The following is a 14,360-nucleotide window of genomic DNA, read 5'->3' as shown; positions in this document are numbered from 1 at the left end:
GTCCATCGCGAGCAGGCTCGCTCCCACAGGGAATTGGGGGGTATCTGCAAAGTCAGGTCGGCTTTAAGGCCGCCTCGCTTTGGCTTTAGATTTGGGCGCCCCGTTAAACCACGATGGCCGAACGCAGGCATTGCGTAGTGGGTAAACCGGCAGGACGCCGGTTTAGCCGCGCTGGGCCAGGGATGGCCCATCGCGGCGACCCACGGAGCAATGCCGGAGTGAGGGCATGCCGAGCCTAAGCGAGGCACCGAGTGGTGGGGCAAGAGCCTTTTGCTTACTTTTCGGCGTTTGGAAAAGTGAGTCGCCGTAAGGGCGAAACCCTAAGTGGTCGTTACCGCAGCAATGGATATGTACTCCGACAACAATCTCCCAGAGGCTTCGACGCAGCATGGATCAACGTTGGTAGAGGCGCCGATGGCGGTAGTCACAGGTTGACGGACAGGCTCAGGGCGTGAGGGGGCAAGAAAATCAAAAGCCAAAGCAACGGCAAATGCGAGGCGGCCTTAAAGCCGACCTGATTGCAGGCTTGTCCGCGATCCCATTGTGGGAGCGAGCCTGCTCGCGAAAAACGTCCAGACAACGCGTTTATCCAGACAGGGCGCGTTATCGTTAACGTCCATCGTCGGAACGCCGCCCGGAGCAGGCTCGCTCCCACAGGGGATCAGGTACAGCCATAAAAGTCAGGTCGGCTGTCAGGCCGCCTCGCTTTGGCTTCAGATTTGGGCGCCCCGTTAAACCACGATGGCCGAACGCAGGCATTGCGCAGTGGGTAAACCGGCAGGACGCCGGTTTAGCCGCGCTGGGCCATGGATGGCCCATCGCGGCGACCCACGGAGCAATTCCGGAGTGAGGGCATGCCGAGCCTAGGCGAGGCACCGAGTGGTGGGGCAAAGCCTTTTGCTTACTTTTCGCTGGGCCGGCATTCCGGCGTTTGGAAAAGTGAGTCGCCGTAAGGGCGAAACCCTAAGTGGTCGTTACCGCAGCAATGGATATGTACTCCGACAACAATCTCCCAGAGGCTTCGACGCGGCATGGATCAACTTTGGTAGAGGCGCCGATGGCGGTCGTCACAGGTTGACAGACAGGCTCAGGGCGTGAGGGGGCAAGAAAATCAAAAGCCAAAGCAAAAGCGAGGCGGCCTGCCGGCCGGCCTGATCTCAAGTGAATGCGTTCCCCCTGTAGGAGCTGCCGCAGGCTGCGATCTTTTGATCTACAAATAATAAATACCTAAGCCCCGTTACGATTGAAGTCGCAACGGGGCTTTGTTGTGGGTCAGAAGTAGTACGGGAATTTCAGGCTGAAGGAGAAGTCTGGCGAGTCGTCGGTCAGGCCGATGGCCAGGTTGGGAACGATCGTCAGATTGTCGGAGGCGGCCAGGGTCATGCCGATGTTGAAGTTTGCCGAATTGTAGTCGCTGTTGGAGATCGATTGCCAATCGCCGCCGTCCGGCTTGATCTTGCTCTTGCGGGCGAACTGGTCGGTGAACGAGAACGACATACTCATCTTCTCGTTCAAGGCGAAGGCAATGCCGGCGCCGACCTGCCAGGAATCGCCCAGTTTCACGTCCCCGGGCACCTTGGTGTTGACCGTGGGGCTGATGTCGCTGAAAGAGTCTTCCATGTTGTAGGTGTAGGACAGGCTGCCGAACAGTACGGCTGGATCGAAGGTCTTGACCAGCGAGATACCCGGGGTGATCGCCCAGACACCATTACCGGTAGGCAAGTCTTCGGGTACTGCGAGATTATCGTTGCCCGGGACCTCGACCAGCTTGATGCCGTAAGGGTCATCCCCGGTCGGCGCCTTGACGCGCAGTGTCACCACCGCGTCGGGCAGGTTGGCCGACTCATCCAGGAACTTGTAGGCAACGCCAACGTTCACATCGCCGATGGCCGGGTCGCGGGTAACGCTCGCGTCTGAAATCCCGTTGGCCGCGCCACCGGCGCCACCGGAGGAATACGTCGATTCGCGATAGACCACGGGGACGTTAATGTCGAACTGCCAGCGTTGGGCCACGTTGTAGCGGGCGGTCAGGTCCAGTGTCCAGTTGTCGGCCTTGATGCGGTCAAGGTTGATGTTGCCGAGGAAAATCGAGTCCAGCGCCAGGAAGCCGTTGAGCGTCAGCGCACGGGTATCGTAGTGCGTGTAGGTCAGGCCGGTTTCGACGCTGAACTTGCCGCCGCCGAAGAACCCGCTGGCTTCGTCGTACAGGTTGGAAACGCTTTGTGCCGGTTCCGAATCATCTTTGAGCGACTGCCCGTAGGAACTGCCCGTGGTTCCGGGCGCGCCGGCAGCCACCGTCTGGCCACTACTGGGCGTTTCGGCGGGGGACTTGGTCAGGCGTTTGGGAGCGGGTGTCGCCGGTGCTTCTTCGACTTGGCGAACGCGCTGTTCGAGTACCATCAGCGCGTTCTGTTGTGCTTCGTAACGCTGTTTCAACTCCATGAGTTCTTGTTTTAGTGCTTCGACCTGGGGGTCCGGTGCTGCGTATAGCAATGGGGCCGGTGCCAGGCTACTCAAACAGACGATAACTCTAAACGTTAACGATCGGTGCATGGGTTAGCCGTCCCTTCTGACTACAGATGATGAGACTGAGCGTAGATCAGAATCCTTGAGTGCGAAGACCTTTGAGCTGGTCCAGGTTGCCGTTGAACGATCCGGCTGTTGCCACGTTGTCACGCAGCACGACATTGAAGGATGTGAAGTTCCTGACCTGGTTGCTGCTGCCGAGCAAAGTCGTGTTCTGCATCAGTCCGCCCTGGGCCAGGCGTTGTACGGTACTGCCCTGGTTGTTGTTGGCCACGATGTTGAGTTGCACACCCGTACCGCTCGAGGAAACGCTCAGCGAGCCCGCGCCATTGGCGCCAACCAACGTCGAGCCTGCGGCCAATGCCTGGCCCTGCTGTTGCGTTACCGGGGCCTGGTTGGCCTTGGTGACGTTGATATCAACGTTGTTGTAGGCCGTGTTGTTGTCGCCGGCAGCCCGCACGACTTGAGTGACGCCTTCGGTGCTGTTGAGGCCGCCGCCGCCCGTGACGGTCCCTGTGCCAGTACCAGTGGTTTGACTACGCGCTGAGCCATAGCCTTTTTCGTCGATCATCGTCACATAGAACTGTGGCTTGATGGTCGATTGTTGAATCTGCATCCTGGAAGTTGCCCCGATCACTTCACCGTTGGCATTTTGCCAGGTGCTGGTCATGGCAATGCCGAAACTGATGATCCGTCCCGGCATGACATAGCGGCCTCGCAGGCTTGCCAATTCCTGGTCGTTCAGTTCAATGGGCTTCAATATTTCTGCATGGGTCGGCAGGCTGGCGGCCAGGCATACCACGGCCAGCCAGATTGGAGTCTTCATTGGATACTCCCGGAGCATCGTGCTCCATTGTTATTAGAAGAGTTATTTAGAAGAAGTCGCTTTGTATGAAGCCGAAATCCATCAACTCGGCGTCCTGCACCGGGCTGAAGGTGTTGACGCGGTTCTTGGCGGTCAGTGGCAGGGGCGGGTCGAGCAACGCATTGGTCTTGTCGTAGCCCTGGCCGATGACGGCAAAGATGATGCCGTTCCAGCCTTTGATAAAGTCATCGACTTTGTAGCGTTTATGCCCGAGTACCGGATCGCCGATATAGACCCAGTCGTTGTGGACTCTTTGCATGACCACAAAGTGTTTGTAGCCACGGATGTCCAAGAGTACCACCACCGGAATTTTGATCTCCTTCAAGGACTCCGGTGATACCCGGTAGCCACGGGCCCGCATGCCGATACTTTCCACGTAGCGCTTCATGTCGAGCATGGAGAAGCCCTGGACGCGGACCAGATCCTGATCGGAGTGTGACAGCATGCCTTCGATGATTTGTTCTTCGTCTACGTCCAGCCAGTAGGCCTGGCGCAGGATGGTCGCCAGCGCCGCGGCGCCGCAACTGAAGTCGGTTTTCTGTTGCACCAGGTCGGCAAACTTGCGCTCGCGTACGCTCTGGATCGGCTTGTACACCAACGCACCGCCCGGCAGGACGGACAGCGGCAGCTGTGCAGCCTCGATCACACTGGCCACGCAAAGCAAAACTGCCAAGGCGATAATACGCATGGTGGGGACGCCTTCTGGTCGGGTTGAAAAAGGCCCCCGAAAGGGGGCCTCCACAGACAGCATTAGAACGATTGGTTGGAGATGGCCAGCGAGTTGCTTTGTTGGTTGCCCACACCAGCAGCCACGTTGACGCCCAGGTTGCCGCTGCCGCCGTTCACCGAACCGCTCAGGGTTGCAGTGTTGGTCACAGGGTTGGCCCAGCCAGTTGGAGTCAGCACTTGATAAGAGTAGGTGTTGCTCAAATCATAAGAGCTGCTTTCACTCCAGCTTTTCGCTTTTGCATACTCGGATTCGGACGACTTGCTGCCCGATTTATCGTACGACGACGCGTTCGCTTTCTCGAACGAAGTATCGAACGATTTTTCGAACGAGGAATCGCGCGATTTGTCGTACGCCGATTCACGGGATTTGTCGTACGAGGAGTCGCGAGTTACGTCGAACGAGGAATCGCGAGACCTGTCGAACGACGAATCGCGAGACTTGTCGTACGAGGATTCGCGCGATTTGTCGAACGATTTGTCTACTGACACGTCAAGCGTTGCGCTAAGCGAAGCGGTAAGCGATGCGTCGGACTCTCTGCTGCGGGTGCGATCGCCAAAACCATTGTTGTAGGTAGTGGAGCTGGAAGCCGCCGCAGCAGCGTCCAGGGAAGCATCCAGGGAAGCATTCAGAGAAGCACTCGATGAACCGCTTGCACTGCTGCTATTGGACCCGCTCGCATTGCTGCTGTTGGACCCGCTTGCACTGCTGCTATTGGACCCGCTTGCAGCAAGGCTGTTGGAACCGCTTGCGCTGCTGCTGTTGGAACCGCTGGCATTACTGCTTTTGGAACCACTTGCATCCAGGCTGAAGGAACCGCTGGCCTCAGAGCTCCTGGACCCGGCAGCGGCCCAGCTAGACGAATTGCTTTGACTGCCGCTGGCTTCGAAGGACTTCTCGCGAGAGGAACTACCGCTAGCGGTTTTGGTAACCGTAATGGTATCCACGCGATAGGTCCGGTCAGCGGTGTTATTCACGATCAAGCCAGGACCGTCTTGATTGGCGGAGGCAGTGGCTCTTGCGCTACCGAGTGGAGCATTGGTATTGGCAATTGCCATGGTGTTTTTCTGTTGGTTCAGATCGCCGGCAGCAATGTTGACACCCACATTACCGCTGCTGCCGTCGGCAGACCCACTCATCACGGCAGAGTTGGTTACGCCGAAGTTGTTGACGACGTTACGGTTGCTGGTTTGCCTGACGTCAGCGGTGGCACTGGCAGTGCCGAACACGAAGCTGTTATCGATCGCGGCGTTGTCGGAAGCTGCGTTGGCGATGGCGGCGGCGTTGTCTTGCTGGTTGCCGTTACCTGCCGCCACGTTGACACCGACGTTGCCGCTCGCGCCTGCGGCCGAACTACTCATCTCGGCCGAGTTTTCTACCCCTTCATTCCAGATGCGGTTGCCGGTATTGCTCTGTCTGTCGTTAGCATTGGCAGTCGCGCTGATGGGGACCATCCTTGCAGGAGGGGTTTGTTGTTGGCCACCGTTGTTATGGTGGTTGCCACGCCTATCGTTTTGCCCAGCTTGTACAGCAACAGCCATGACCGCAGCAATTGCGAAAACCAGAGGCTTTAATGCCATCGAAGGTTTCATGGTGATTCTCCGTACTTATTTTAGGTTAAGTGTTGTTATTACCTGTTTGGGTCAATCCACGACCCGTACGCTCAGGGTGTTGGCCATTCGGTTTCCCACCCCGGCGCTCTGATTCAACTGAATTACCCCACGGCTACCGGTGAAAGCCTGGTCACTGGTAGTGACCTGGCGATAGCCTGGTGCAGAGTCAGTTGGATCGGAGTTGTTGAGCAGCGTCACGTTCTGTTGCCTGAGGACGCTGTCATCGATACTTTGCGGCTGTGCGCTGGTGCTGATCCGCAGCGCATTGGCTTGCTGGTTGCTGGCGCCCGCGCTTTGGTTGACGCCCAACACGCCATTGCCATGACTGAAGGAATCGCCTTGAATGCTGGAGTGGGCATCCATATTGGGGTCGACAATGGTGCGCAACCGTTGGCGAATCTCTGTGGTCGCGCTGGCGTTATGACCAGCGGCGATGGCCCGGGCGTTGGCCTGTTGCTGCAGGTCGCCGGCCGCCTGGTTGACCGCGAAGTTGCCCTGGTACTGCGCGCCCGAACCGTCGATGTCGGCGTTGTTGATGACGGGGGATTGGGCGAAGGTCGATGCACTGCAAAACATGGCGATCATCAGCAGCGAACGATTCATCTTAACGGTCTCCCGTTATCATTCTCAGAGCACCCAGGCCCTGCTGGACGTTTGAATTGACCATGTTGGCAATACCACTGCCGGAATTGCCCGACCGCCCGGCGGGTTGGTTGGAAAGCTGGTTCTGGGTGCTTATGTTGCCGCCCAGGTTGTTGGTGTTTTGCGTCACCAGGCGGGAGATGCCTGCACCACTGGCGACGCCGGCAAAGTCACCGTCGCTCAACTCGTTGGTTTGAGCGAGGACTTGTTTGGACGGGTTGGCGTTGACGGTCGTGGGGTTAGGATCGGGAACCAGCGGCGGAATCGTCGCGTTACGCACCTGGACATCACGCTTGATGATGATGATGCCGTTGTCCGCTTGTACAGGCAGGCAAACCGTTGAACTCAGTGCACATCCGACCAGCACGAGGCTATAGATACTGTTGTCAAATTTCCCCACGACGGCAATTCCTTCTGTAAGTGGAACGCTGGCCCTTATCAGCGTTGCAGGGGAAGAGAGCAGAAGGTGTGCCGGTTTTCGTTTTGCTTTGAATAACAGTGGTTTGGCTTTAACTGTTGAGGTGGTGAAAAACACTTTGTAACGGCGCTGAGACAGAACCACGCAAAAGCGCCCTCCATGCAGGCGGCATTGCTAGTTAAGGGCGTTTAAGGCAATTTGTATCAGTGGCTTAACATTTTCTTGCGAAAATGCTTGGACCGCTTTAGCTCGCGGGTTTGCGCAGGGGAGGGTGTTTCAGGAATGGACATTTTCTGCAGGGCGGGGCCGCCCTGTCAGGCCTTGAGCAAGCGCGTCACTGCCTCGAATGCCGCGTCCTTGCGCTGTTGCCAGTCACCTTGCATTACCTGGTAAGGCTGGTCATGCAGGTCAAGCCATTGGCGGCTGGCCTGGAAAAACGCCTGGCGTTCTGCCAATTGCGGTTGGCAACGTTGCCCATCGTCATGCCAGTCCACGGTCTCAGCGCTCAGCAGCAGATGCAGGTCGTAGTGACGTACCAGCAATGCCTGCTCGATCCACGACGGGCAAGCGCCAAACAGAGTCTGACTCCAAAGGATGTTGCTTAACAGGTGCGTATCGAGAATCAACAGGGACGGCTGTTTGGCACGGGCTTGATCCTCCCAAGACAGCTGGCCAAGTGCTATTGGCGTAATGTCATCGTAGCAGGTTACGCGGGCTTCATTTTCGATGAAATACCGAACGTACTCACCGACCAATATGCCGCCGAAATTGGCGTGAATCTCGTTCGAAAGCCAGCTTTTGCCGCTCGATTCCGGTCCTGCCAGCACCAGCACCTTCATGGGCACAGCAGCGGATCGCTGCGCCATGTGCGCCAGCCTTGAATGGCCAGCAGGGTAAACAGGCCATAGAGGCCAGCCGTCAGGTACATCCCTTTATAGAGGAACAAGCCGACGAAGACACAATCCAGGACGATCCACAGCGGCCAGCACTGCAGGCGTTTTTGCGCCATCCACAATTGCGCCACCAGGCTGAAGCCCGTGAGGGCGGCATCGAGCCAGGGTTGCGCAGCATCGGTCCAGTGCGCCATAGCGGCGCCCAGCAACAGACTGCCGAGCGCGCCCAGGGCCAGCCCCGACGCCACCGCTTTTGCGTCCAGCCGGCTGACTTCGCGCCCATGATGCGCCTGGCCAGCGCGGGTCCACTGCCACCAGCCGTAGACCTGCAGCGCGGCATAGATCACTTGCAGCAACATGTCCGAATACAGCTTGACCTCGAAAAAGATCCAGCTGTAGATCAGCACCATGACCAGGCCGATCGGCCAGCACCAGGGGTTCTGTTTGACCGTCAACCAGACGGCGATGACGCCGAGGGTGGCGGCAAACAGTTCAAGCCCGGACATGCAGGTTCCTTGGGGGAAATCGAAGAGGGTGCGGATTGTAACCGGATTATGGCAAAGAGGCTTGTTGCAGCGATTCCCTCGGTGCCGATAACTCGGTAACTCGGCAGCGTAAAGCGAACTTGTCTGCTAGGATTTCGCCCCCGCACGCAAAAACCTGAAATCAAACTGATTTTTCACAAGACTCTGATAGTTTTTTGGGTAGGCTTGTGCGCGCGGGACTTAACGACGCTGATTGCAGTAAACGGCTTTGAATATATTAACGAGGCATGCGGCGGCGCATAGCCTTTTGGGGGATTGATGGATCTTTGGACGGCCTTCCAGGCTTTGATTCTTGGCGTTGTAGAAGGGCTGACGGAGTTCTTGCCCATTTCCAGTACCGGGCACCAGATTATTGTCGCCGACTTGCTCGACTTCGGTGGCGAGCGCGCCATGGCGTTCAACATCATTATCCAGCTGGGTGCGATACTGGCGGTGGTGTGGGAGTTTCGCCGCAAGATCTTCGACGTGGTCGTCGGCTTGCCGACGCAACCAAGTGCCCGGCGCTTTACTGCCAACCTGCTGATTGCGTTCCTGCCGGCGGTGGTACTGGGGGTGATTTTCGCCGACCTGATTCACCACTACCTGTTCAACCCGATCACGGTGGCCACGGCATTGGTAGTGGGCGGGATCGTCATGTTGTGGGCTGAAAAGCGCCAGCACGAAGTCCATGCCGAAAGCGTCGATGACATGACCTGGAAAGACGCCCTGAAAGTTGGCCTGGCCCAGTGCCTGGCGATGATTCCGGGCACCTCGCGCTCCGGCTCGACGATCATCGGCGGCTTGTTGTTCGGCCTGTCGCGCAAGACCGCTACCGAGTTTTCCTTCTTTCTGGCCATGCCGACCATGGTGGGCGCGGCGGTGTACTCGGGCTACAAGTACCGCGACCTGTTCGTGCCGTCTGACTTCCCGGTGTTTGCGATCGGCTTCGTCACTGCGTTCATTTTCGCGATGATAGCGGTCAGAGGTTTGCTCAAGTTCATCGCCAGCCACAGCTATGCAGCGTTCGCCTGGTACCGCATCGCATTCGGCTTGCTCATCCTGGCCACCTGGCAGTTTGGCTGGGTCGACTGGACCGCGGCCAAGCCATGAACGATGTCAGCGCGCGCAACAACTCCGGACGCCAATCCGGGGGAGAAATACAAAACCTGCGCCTGAAAGTGCTGGTGTTCGCGATGTTGTGCGCGCTGCCGCTGTTCGGTTCGATGTCGTTGTGGCTGCAAGGGGTTTCGCTGATTCCCCTGGCGGCCTACAGCATCGTCAGCGTGCTGGCGTTCTTGCTGTACTGGAGCGACAAGCGTAAGGCGCGCGCCGATCAAAGGCGTACCCCGGAAAACGTCCTGCATGCGCTGGAATTCGCCGGCGGCTGGCCGGGCGCCTTGCTCGCGCAGCAAGTGTTTCGGCACAAGACGCGCAAGGTGTCCTTCCAATTGGTGTTCTGGATCATCGTCCTGCTGCACCAGGTGTTCTGGATCGACCGGTTGTTCCTGGGTGCGCAGCTGTTCGCACTGTTTTGATCCTGCAGGTTCTAGAGCAGTAAGCCGACCTGCGTGCGCTTGGGCAACCTACAGGCTACAAGCTGATGGGAGCGTCGCAGCAAGCCTTGCAGTTCCTCGGCGCCGAGCGGGTAGGGCGTGGCCATTATGATCCATTGTGCCCGCGCCAGATAAGGCGCCGGGTGAATGCCCGGACGGTCGCAGTGGCCGAGAAACAGGTCTTTGTCGACTTTGAACGCCAGGGAGTCGCCGCGCAGGTTCTGCAAGGCGAACATCTTGTTACCGGCAATCGAAAACACCCGCACGCCACCCCATTTGTAGTCTTCACGGGCACCTGGCAATGCCAGGCAAAAAGCCGCCACGTCGGCCTCGTTCATGCGTCCTGCCTTCATATCAAACGATCCCCACAGGCATTGAATGTTTCGATCAGATGGTCGAGCCAGGCACGCACGGCCGGCATCACGCCGCGTCGATGAGGGTAGACCGCCTGCAGCCAGCCCCCGGGCAACGACCACTCGGGTAGTAACTGTACCAGTGAGCCTTCTGCCAGTTCCTGCTCGCAATACATCATCGGCAGTGTGGTAAAACCCTGGCCGGCGAGGGTGCAGGTCTTGCGCACGATGAAGTCGTCGATGCCCAATCGCGCTTCAAGGGCCAGGTCGTGTTTTTTGCCCAGACGATCGACCAGGCCAATGTGCACCAGGCGATCGGGTTCGAGGGCGCCGAGCACCGGCAGGTTTTTCAGGTCGTCGGGATGATTGATCTCGAGTCCCTGGAGGAATGCGGGGCTGGCGACCATCAACATCTGCGCCTGGCGCAGGCGGCGGGTCACCAGCAGCGGGTCTTCATCACCCGGCTCGCGTACGCGCAACGCAACGTCCACGCCTTCGGTCACCAGATCGACGCGACGATTGACCAGCATCACCTCCAGCTGTACTTGAGGGTATTTCTCCAGGAAGTTACTAATCACCCCTGGCAGCATTTCGTGTGCAAGGCCGACCGGGGAAGATACCCGCAAGCGCCCGCGAGGTTCGCTGGACATACTGGCCACGGCTTCGTCAGCCATTTCCGCTTCCAGTAACATCGCCTGACAGTGGCGCAGATAACGTTCGCCCACGGCGGTGAGTTTCAACTGGCGGGTGGTGCGTTGCAGTAACCGTGCACCCAGGCGCTCCTCAAGTTCGGCAATGCGCCTCGACAGTCGCGACTTGGGAATCCCCAGCAAACGCCCGGCGGCCGCGAAGCCGCCGGCCTCGACGACTTTGGCGAAGTAATAGAGGTCATTAAGGTCTTGCATAAGCGTTTTCTCGATCGTTCTATCACTGAGACAAACTATCGCATTGTTGCAGACTAATCAGCTATTGGTTTCATCTGTAGGATTGTTTCCATCAGATCGCCCTGGCGGCGATCCTCACCTGGAGATCCCATATGAAACTGCTGCATATCGATTCGAGCATTCTTGGTGACAACTCGGCTTCCCGTCAGCTGAGCAGCGAAGTCGTAAAAGCCTGGCAAGCCGCCGAGCCGTCCGCCGTGGTGACCTACCGCGATTTGGCTGCCGACGCTATCAGCCATTTCTCCGGGGCCACCTTGGTTGCAGCAGGTACGACTGCCGAACTGCGCAGCGCCGCTCAACAGCACGAAGCCGAGCTAAGCGCGTCGACCCTGGCCGAGTTCCTCGCCGCCGATGCCGTGGTCATTGCAGCGCCGATGTACAACTTCACTATCCCGACCCAATTGAAAGCCTGGATCGACCGCATCGCCGTGGCCGGCCAGACCTTCCGCTACACCGAAGCCGGCCCTGAAGGCCTGTGCGGTGGCAAGAAAGTCGTGATCGTCTCGACTTCCGGTGGCCTGCACGCCGGTCAGGCAACCGGTGTTGCCCACGAAGATTACTTGAAGGTGCTGTTCGGTTTCATCGGCATTACCGACATCGAGTTCGTCCGCGCCCATGGCCTGGCCTACGGTGACGAAGTGCGCGGCAAAGCCATGAGCGATGCCCAGACGCAAATCAGTGAGCAGTTGTTCGCCGCCGCGTAAGGCTTGGGTAAAGACCCACTGCCGCTGCAGGCAATCCCCAAAAAACTCTGTATTCTGTTCACGCAAGCGGCAGATGCGGAGTTTTTTGTTTCTGACTGTTGCAAGATGCTGTTGCAAAATTGTGGCCTGAGTTATGCAGTCGAGGCTTAACGTCTCCGTTCCGGTAACAAGGTGGGGCATCCCATGGTGCGTCTTTGTGCAGGTTTACTGATCTGTCTGCTCGCCAGCCTGAATTCAGTGCACGCAGCAACTGCGCCGCATACTCACTGGAGCGTCGGTTTCCACGAGTTGAGCTTTCTCGATCCGCTCGATCTGCAACCGATGCGTGCCATTGCCTTCTATCCTTCGAGCGCAAAGGAACACGCCAGTATACTTGAGGGTTACAGCGTCGAAGCCGGCGAAGACACCAAAGTCGCCATGGGCCGTTTTCCGATGCTGATGCTGTCCCATGGCAACACCGGCACACCGCTGGCCCTGCATGACCTGGCCACGTCGCTGGCCCGCAAGGGTTTTGTGGTGGTGGCGGTGATTCATCCGGGCGACAACTCCAAAGACCACAGCCGCCTCGGCACCTTGAGCAACCTGTACGGACGGCCGATCCAGATTTCCGAAGCCATTACCGCGACGCTGGGCGACCCCATGCTCGCACCCTTCGTCAATGCCGAGCAGGTCGGGGTCATCGGTTATTCGGCGGGCGGGGAGACGGCGTTGATACTGTCCGGCGCGACCCCGGACCTGGATCGTCTGCGCCGTTACTGCCAGGAACGCCCGGACGACCGTGATGCCTGTAATACCCAGGGCGAACTGATCGTCGACCGCGACGATTTGCAACCGGTGGCCGACCCGCGCGTCCATGCATTGCTGCTGATGGCGCCGCTGAGCCTGAAGTTCGGCCGTCATACCCTCGCCGATGTGCATGTTCCGGTACTGCTTTACAGCGGCGATGGCGACAAACTGGTGTATCCCGACAAGAACGCCGCCGCCCTGGCGCGCAAGCTCCCCGTCGCCCCCGACTTCAAGCTGCTCGCCGGGGCCGGGCACTTCGTATTCATGGCACCGTGCAATGACGAACAGATCGTCATCATGCCGGCCCTGTGCACCGATGCCGAGGGTGTCGATCGCGCGGACATTCACCGTAACCTCATCTCTGAAGCCGGGCGCTTCTTCTCTCGCACGTTGGGCAAGTCCACGCGGGCCGGGATGCAAACCGCCGATCAATAGCCATATCACATACCCCTGTAGGAGCTGCCGCAGGCTGCGATCTTTTGATTTTGCTTTCTAAGATCAAGATCAAAAGATCGCAGCCTGCGGCAGCTCCTACAGGGAGTTGGCGTCAATCCGTCGCGCGGCGTTTCAGTAACAGTGTCAAACCCAGTGCACCAACCGACAACAACGCCGCACTGAAGAAAATCCACGAATACCCCAGGTTCAACGCCACCGCGCCCATCAACGGACCGGCAATCGCCAGCGCCAGATCGAAAAACACCGCATAAGCGCTCAGGCCCGCACCGCGGCTGGAGTTGGGTACCTGCTTGATAGCCTCGACGCCCAGCGCCGGATACACCAGCGACAGACCGAATCCGGTCAGGCCGGCACCGATCAACGCATAGCCGGTCGAAGGCGCCAGCCACAGCAGCAGCAGGCCGATGGTCTCGATGGTCATGCAGGCAATGGCTGAATTGAAGCCGCCAAAGCGGCTGACGCTGGAAATGAACAATAACCGGGCCAGGATGAAGCACACCCCAAACACCGTCAGGCAATACGCCGCGCCGCTCCAGCCACGATTGACGTAATACAAGGTAATAAAGGTGGTGAGGGTGCCGTAGCCGATCGAGGCCAGACTCAGACTGGCACCAAACGGTGCGATGCGCCCGAATACCGCCCAGAACGGAAGGCGCTCGCCACGAATGACCGGAACCGACGGTTTGTTGCGAATCAATAGCAGCGCCGCCAGAGCCATCAGCGACAGTGCAATGCCCAGACTGGCGAACCCCAGCTGGTCTACCATCACCACGCCTGCCGGTGCCCCAATGGCAATTGCGCCGTAGGATGCGATGCCGTTCCACGAGATCGAACGCGCAGTGTGTTCCGCGCCTACCTGGCCCATGCACCAACTAATCGTGCCAACACCGATCAGGCCTTGGGCGATCCCTAACAATAGGCGACCGGCGATCAGGATCAGCAGGCTGAGAAGGGGCAAGCTTTGCAACAACACCGACAGCAATGTCAGCCCACCACTCAAGACAATCCCCACGAGCCCGTAAATGATTGCGCGCTTGGTGCCGACATTGTCCGACATGCGCCCGGCCATTGGGCGGCTGAGCAAGGTGGCGAGGTACTGCGAACCGATGGTCAAGCCGGCAACGATGGCGCTGAACCCGAGCTGTTCATGGACATACCCCGGCAACACCGCAATCGGCAGGCCGATGCAGAGGAAGGCGACGAAGGTATAGAAAACGATGGATACGATCTGCAAGGTGATCGCCATGGAGCTTTGCGGTGGCTGTTCTTGCGCAGACATGAGGGCTCGTTCGCGGGCGGCGGTGGGAGAACTGCATGATGGCGTGGCTGTGGGATAAAAGAAAGCAGGCTAACTAA

The 14,360-nt window shown here is 58.5% G+C and carries 15 protein-coding genes; 4 read left to right on the top strand and 11 right to left on the bottom strand.

The genetic code is table 11. The features are described from left to right. Nucleotides 1–1,272: 1,272 nt before the first annotated feature. From fapF to pnuC, 8 genes are all read right to left on the bottom strand, one after another. Nucleotides 1,273–2,553 carry a fibril amyloid transporter FapF gene (gene fapF / locus ACA054_RS16965; protein ID WP_497685277.1) on the bottom strand — a complete coding sequence of 427 codons (1,281 nt, stop codon included), beginning with the start codon at nt 2,551–2,553 and terminating at the stop codon, nt 1,273–1,275. 46 nt (nt 2,554–2,599) lie between these two features. Next, nucleotides 2,600–3,352: a fibril amyloid subunit FapE gene (gene fapE, locus ACA054_RS16960; protein WP_497685276.1), complete on the bottom strand. Its 753-nt coding sequence runs from the start codon at nt 3,350–3,352 to the stop codon at nt 2,600–2,602. A gap of 46 nt (nt 3,353–3,398) precedes the next feature. Beyond that, nucleotides 3,399–4,079: a fibril amyloid maturation endopeptidase FapD gene (gene fapD / locus ACA054_RS16955; protein WP_497685275.1), complete on the bottom strand. Its 681-nt coding sequence runs from the start codon at nt 4,077–4,079 to the stop codon at nt 3,399–3,401. Between the two features lie 62 nt (nt 4,080–4,141). Beyond that, nucleotides 4,142–5,710: an amyloid-like fimbrin subunit FapC gene (gene fapC / locus ACA054_RS16950; RefSeq protein ID WP_497685274.1), complete on the bottom strand. Its 1,569-nt coding sequence runs from the start codon at nt 5,708–5,710 to the stop codon at nt 4,142–4,144. Between the two features lie 51 nt (nt 5,711–5,761). After that, nucleotides 5,762–6,334, bottom strand: a complete 573-nt coding sequence (fapB, locus tag ACA054_RS16945; protein ID WP_497685273.1) for a fibril amyloid subunit FapB — start codon at nt 6,332–6,334, stop codon at nt 5,762–5,764. Between the two features lies 1 nt (nt 6,335). After that, the gene (gene fapA / locus ACA054_RS16940; protein WP_497690324.1) at nt 6,336–6,773 is read right to left on the bottom strand and encodes a functional amyloid chaperone FapA; all 438 of its coding nucleotides are present in this window, start codon (nt 6,771–6,773) and stop codon (nt 6,336–6,338) included. A gap of 332 nt (nt 6,774–7,105) precedes the next feature. After that, nucleotides 7,106–7,630 carry an AAA family ATPase gene (locus tag ACA054_RS16935; protein WP_497690323.1) on the bottom strand — a complete coding sequence of 175 codons (525 nt, stop codon included), beginning with the start codon at nt 7,628–7,630 and terminating at the stop codon, nt 7,106–7,108. Continuing rightward, complete coding sequence (gene pnuC / locus ACA054_RS16930) at nt 7,627–8,190, bottom strand: nicotinamide riboside transporter PnuC (RefSeq protein ID WP_497685272.1); 564 nt, start codon at nt 8,188–8,190, stop codon at nt 7,627–7,629. Before pnuC ends, ACA054_RS16935 begins: the two co-directional genes overlap by 4 nt. 297 nt (nt 8,191–8,487) lie before the next feature. Here pnuC and ACA054_RS16925 point away from each other — a divergent pair, with 297 nt between their 5' ends. Both ACA054_RS16925 and ACA054_RS16920 read left to right on the top strand, forming a co-directional pair. Next, nucleotides 8,488–9,318 (top strand): undecaprenyl-diphosphate phosphatase, encoded by an 831-nt coding sequence (locus ACA054_RS16925; RefSeq protein WP_497685271.1) that lies wholly within the window; start codon nt 8,488–8,490, stop codon nt 9,316–9,318. Next, nucleotides 9,315–9,743, top strand: coding sequence for a DUF1294 domain-containing protein (locus tag ACA054_RS16920; RefSeq protein WP_497685270.1), 429 nt, complete (start codon nt 9,315–9,317; stop codon nt 9,741–9,743). The genes ACA054_RS16925 and ACA054_RS16920 overlap by 4 nt, the downstream gene beginning before the upstream one ends. 11 nt (nt 9,744–9,754) lie before the next feature. On the opposite strand, the gene ACA054_RS16915 is transcribed toward ACA054_RS16920, so the two are convergent. Together ACA054_RS16915 and ACA054_RS16910 are read right to left on the bottom strand one after the other, a co-directional pair. Continuing rightward, nucleotides 9,755–10,114, bottom strand: a complete 360-nt coding sequence (locus ACA054_RS16915) for an MmcQ/YjbR family DNA-binding protein (protein ID WP_497685269.1) — start codon at nt 10,112–10,114, stop codon at nt 9,755–9,757. Then, on the bottom strand, nt 10,111–11,019 hold the full coding sequence (locus ACA054_RS16910; RefSeq protein WP_497685268.1) for a LysR substrate-binding domain-containing protein: 909 nt from the start codon (nt 11,017–11,019) through the stop codon (nt 10,111–10,113). The genes ACA054_RS16915 and ACA054_RS16910 overlap by 4 nt, the downstream gene beginning before the upstream one ends. A gap of 131 nt (nt 11,020–11,150) precedes the next feature. Between ACA054_RS16910 and ACA054_RS16905 the strand changes: the two genes are divergently transcribed. Then, nucleotides 11,151–11,762: an FMN-dependent NADH-azoreductase gene (locus ACA054_RS16905; protein WP_497685267.1), complete on the top strand. Its 612-nt coding sequence runs from the start codon at nt 11,151–11,153 to the stop codon at nt 11,760–11,762. Nucleotides 11,763–11,945: 183 nt separating this feature from the next. Beyond that, nucleotides 11,946–12,983: an alpha/beta hydrolase family protein gene (locus ACA054_RS16900; RefSeq protein WP_497685266.1), complete on the top strand. Its 1,038-nt coding sequence runs from the start codon at nt 11,946–11,948 to the stop codon at nt 12,981–12,983. 112 nt (nt 12,984–13,095) lie between these two features. Here ACA054_RS16900 and ACA054_RS16895 read toward each other — a convergent pair whose 3' ends face one another. Continuing rightward, nucleotides 13,096–14,283 (bottom strand): MFS transporter, encoded by a 1,188-nt coding sequence (locus ACA054_RS16895; RefSeq protein WP_497685265.1) that lies wholly within the window; start codon nt 14,281–14,283, stop codon nt 13,096–13,098. Nucleotides 14,284–14,360: the final 77 nt, after the last annotated feature.

The organism is Pseudomonas sp. LBUM1653, assembly GCF_059716115.1.
Note: the sequence above shows the minus strand (reverse complement) of the source record. Positions and strands in the feature narration are given on the sequence as shown.

Excerpts from the sequence above, each read along its gene's own strand:
- fapF (WP_497685277.1), bottom strand. The coding sequence starts at position 2,553 with ATGCACCGATCGTTAACGTTTAGAGTTATCGTCTGTTTGAGTAGCCTG.
- fapE (WP_497685276.1), bottom strand. The coding sequence starts at position 3,352 with ATGAAGACTCCAATCTGGCTGGCCGTGGTATGCCTGGCCGCCAGCCTG.
- fapD (WP_497685275.1), bottom strand. The coding sequence starts at position 4,079 with ATGCGTATTATCGCCTTGGCAGTTTTGCTTTGCGTGGCCAGTGTGATC.
- fapC (WP_497685274.1), bottom strand. The coding sequence starts at position 5,710 with ATGAAACCTTCGATGGCATTAAAGCCTCTGGTTTTCGCAATTGCTGCG.
- fapB (WP_497685273.1), bottom strand. The coding sequence starts at position 6,334 with ATGAATCGTTCGCTGCTGATGATCGCCATGTTTTGCAGTGCATCGACC.
- ACA054_RS16935 (WP_497690323.1), bottom strand. The coding sequence starts at position 7,630 with ATGAAGGTGCTGGTGCTGGCAGGACCGGAATCGAGCGGCAAAAGCTGG.
- pnuC (WP_497685272.1), bottom strand. The coding sequence starts at position 8,190 with ATGTCCGGGCTTGAACTGTTTGCCGCCACCCTCGGCGTCATCGCCGTC.
- ACA054_RS16925 (WP_497685271.1), top strand. The coding sequence starts at position 8,488 with ATGGATCTTTGGACGGCCTTCCAGGCTTTGATTCTTGGCGTTGTAGAA.
- ACA054_RS16920 (WP_497685270.1), top strand. The coding sequence starts at position 9,315 with ATGAACGATGTCAGCGCGCGCAACAACTCCGGACGCCAATCCGGGGGA.
- ACA054_RS16915 (WP_497685269.1), bottom strand. The coding sequence starts at position 10,114 with ATGAAGGCAGGACGCATGAACGAGGCCGACGTGGCGGCTTTTTGCCTG.
- ACA054_RS16910 (WP_497685268.1), bottom strand. The coding sequence starts at position 11,019 with ATGCAAGACCTTAATGACCTCTATTACTTCGCCAAAGTCGTCGAGGCC.
- ACA054_RS16905 (WP_497685267.1), top strand. The coding sequence starts at position 11,151 with ATGAAACTGCTGCATATCGATTCGAGCATTCTTGGTGACAACTCGGCT.
- ACA054_RS16900 (WP_497685266.1), top strand. The coding sequence starts at position 11,946 with ATGGTGCGTCTTTGTGCAGGTTTACTGATCTGTCTGCTCGCCAGCCTG.
- ACA054_RS16895 (WP_497685265.1), bottom strand. The coding sequence starts at position 14,283 with ATGTCTGCGCAAGAACAGCCACCGCAAAGCTCCATGGCGATCACCTTG.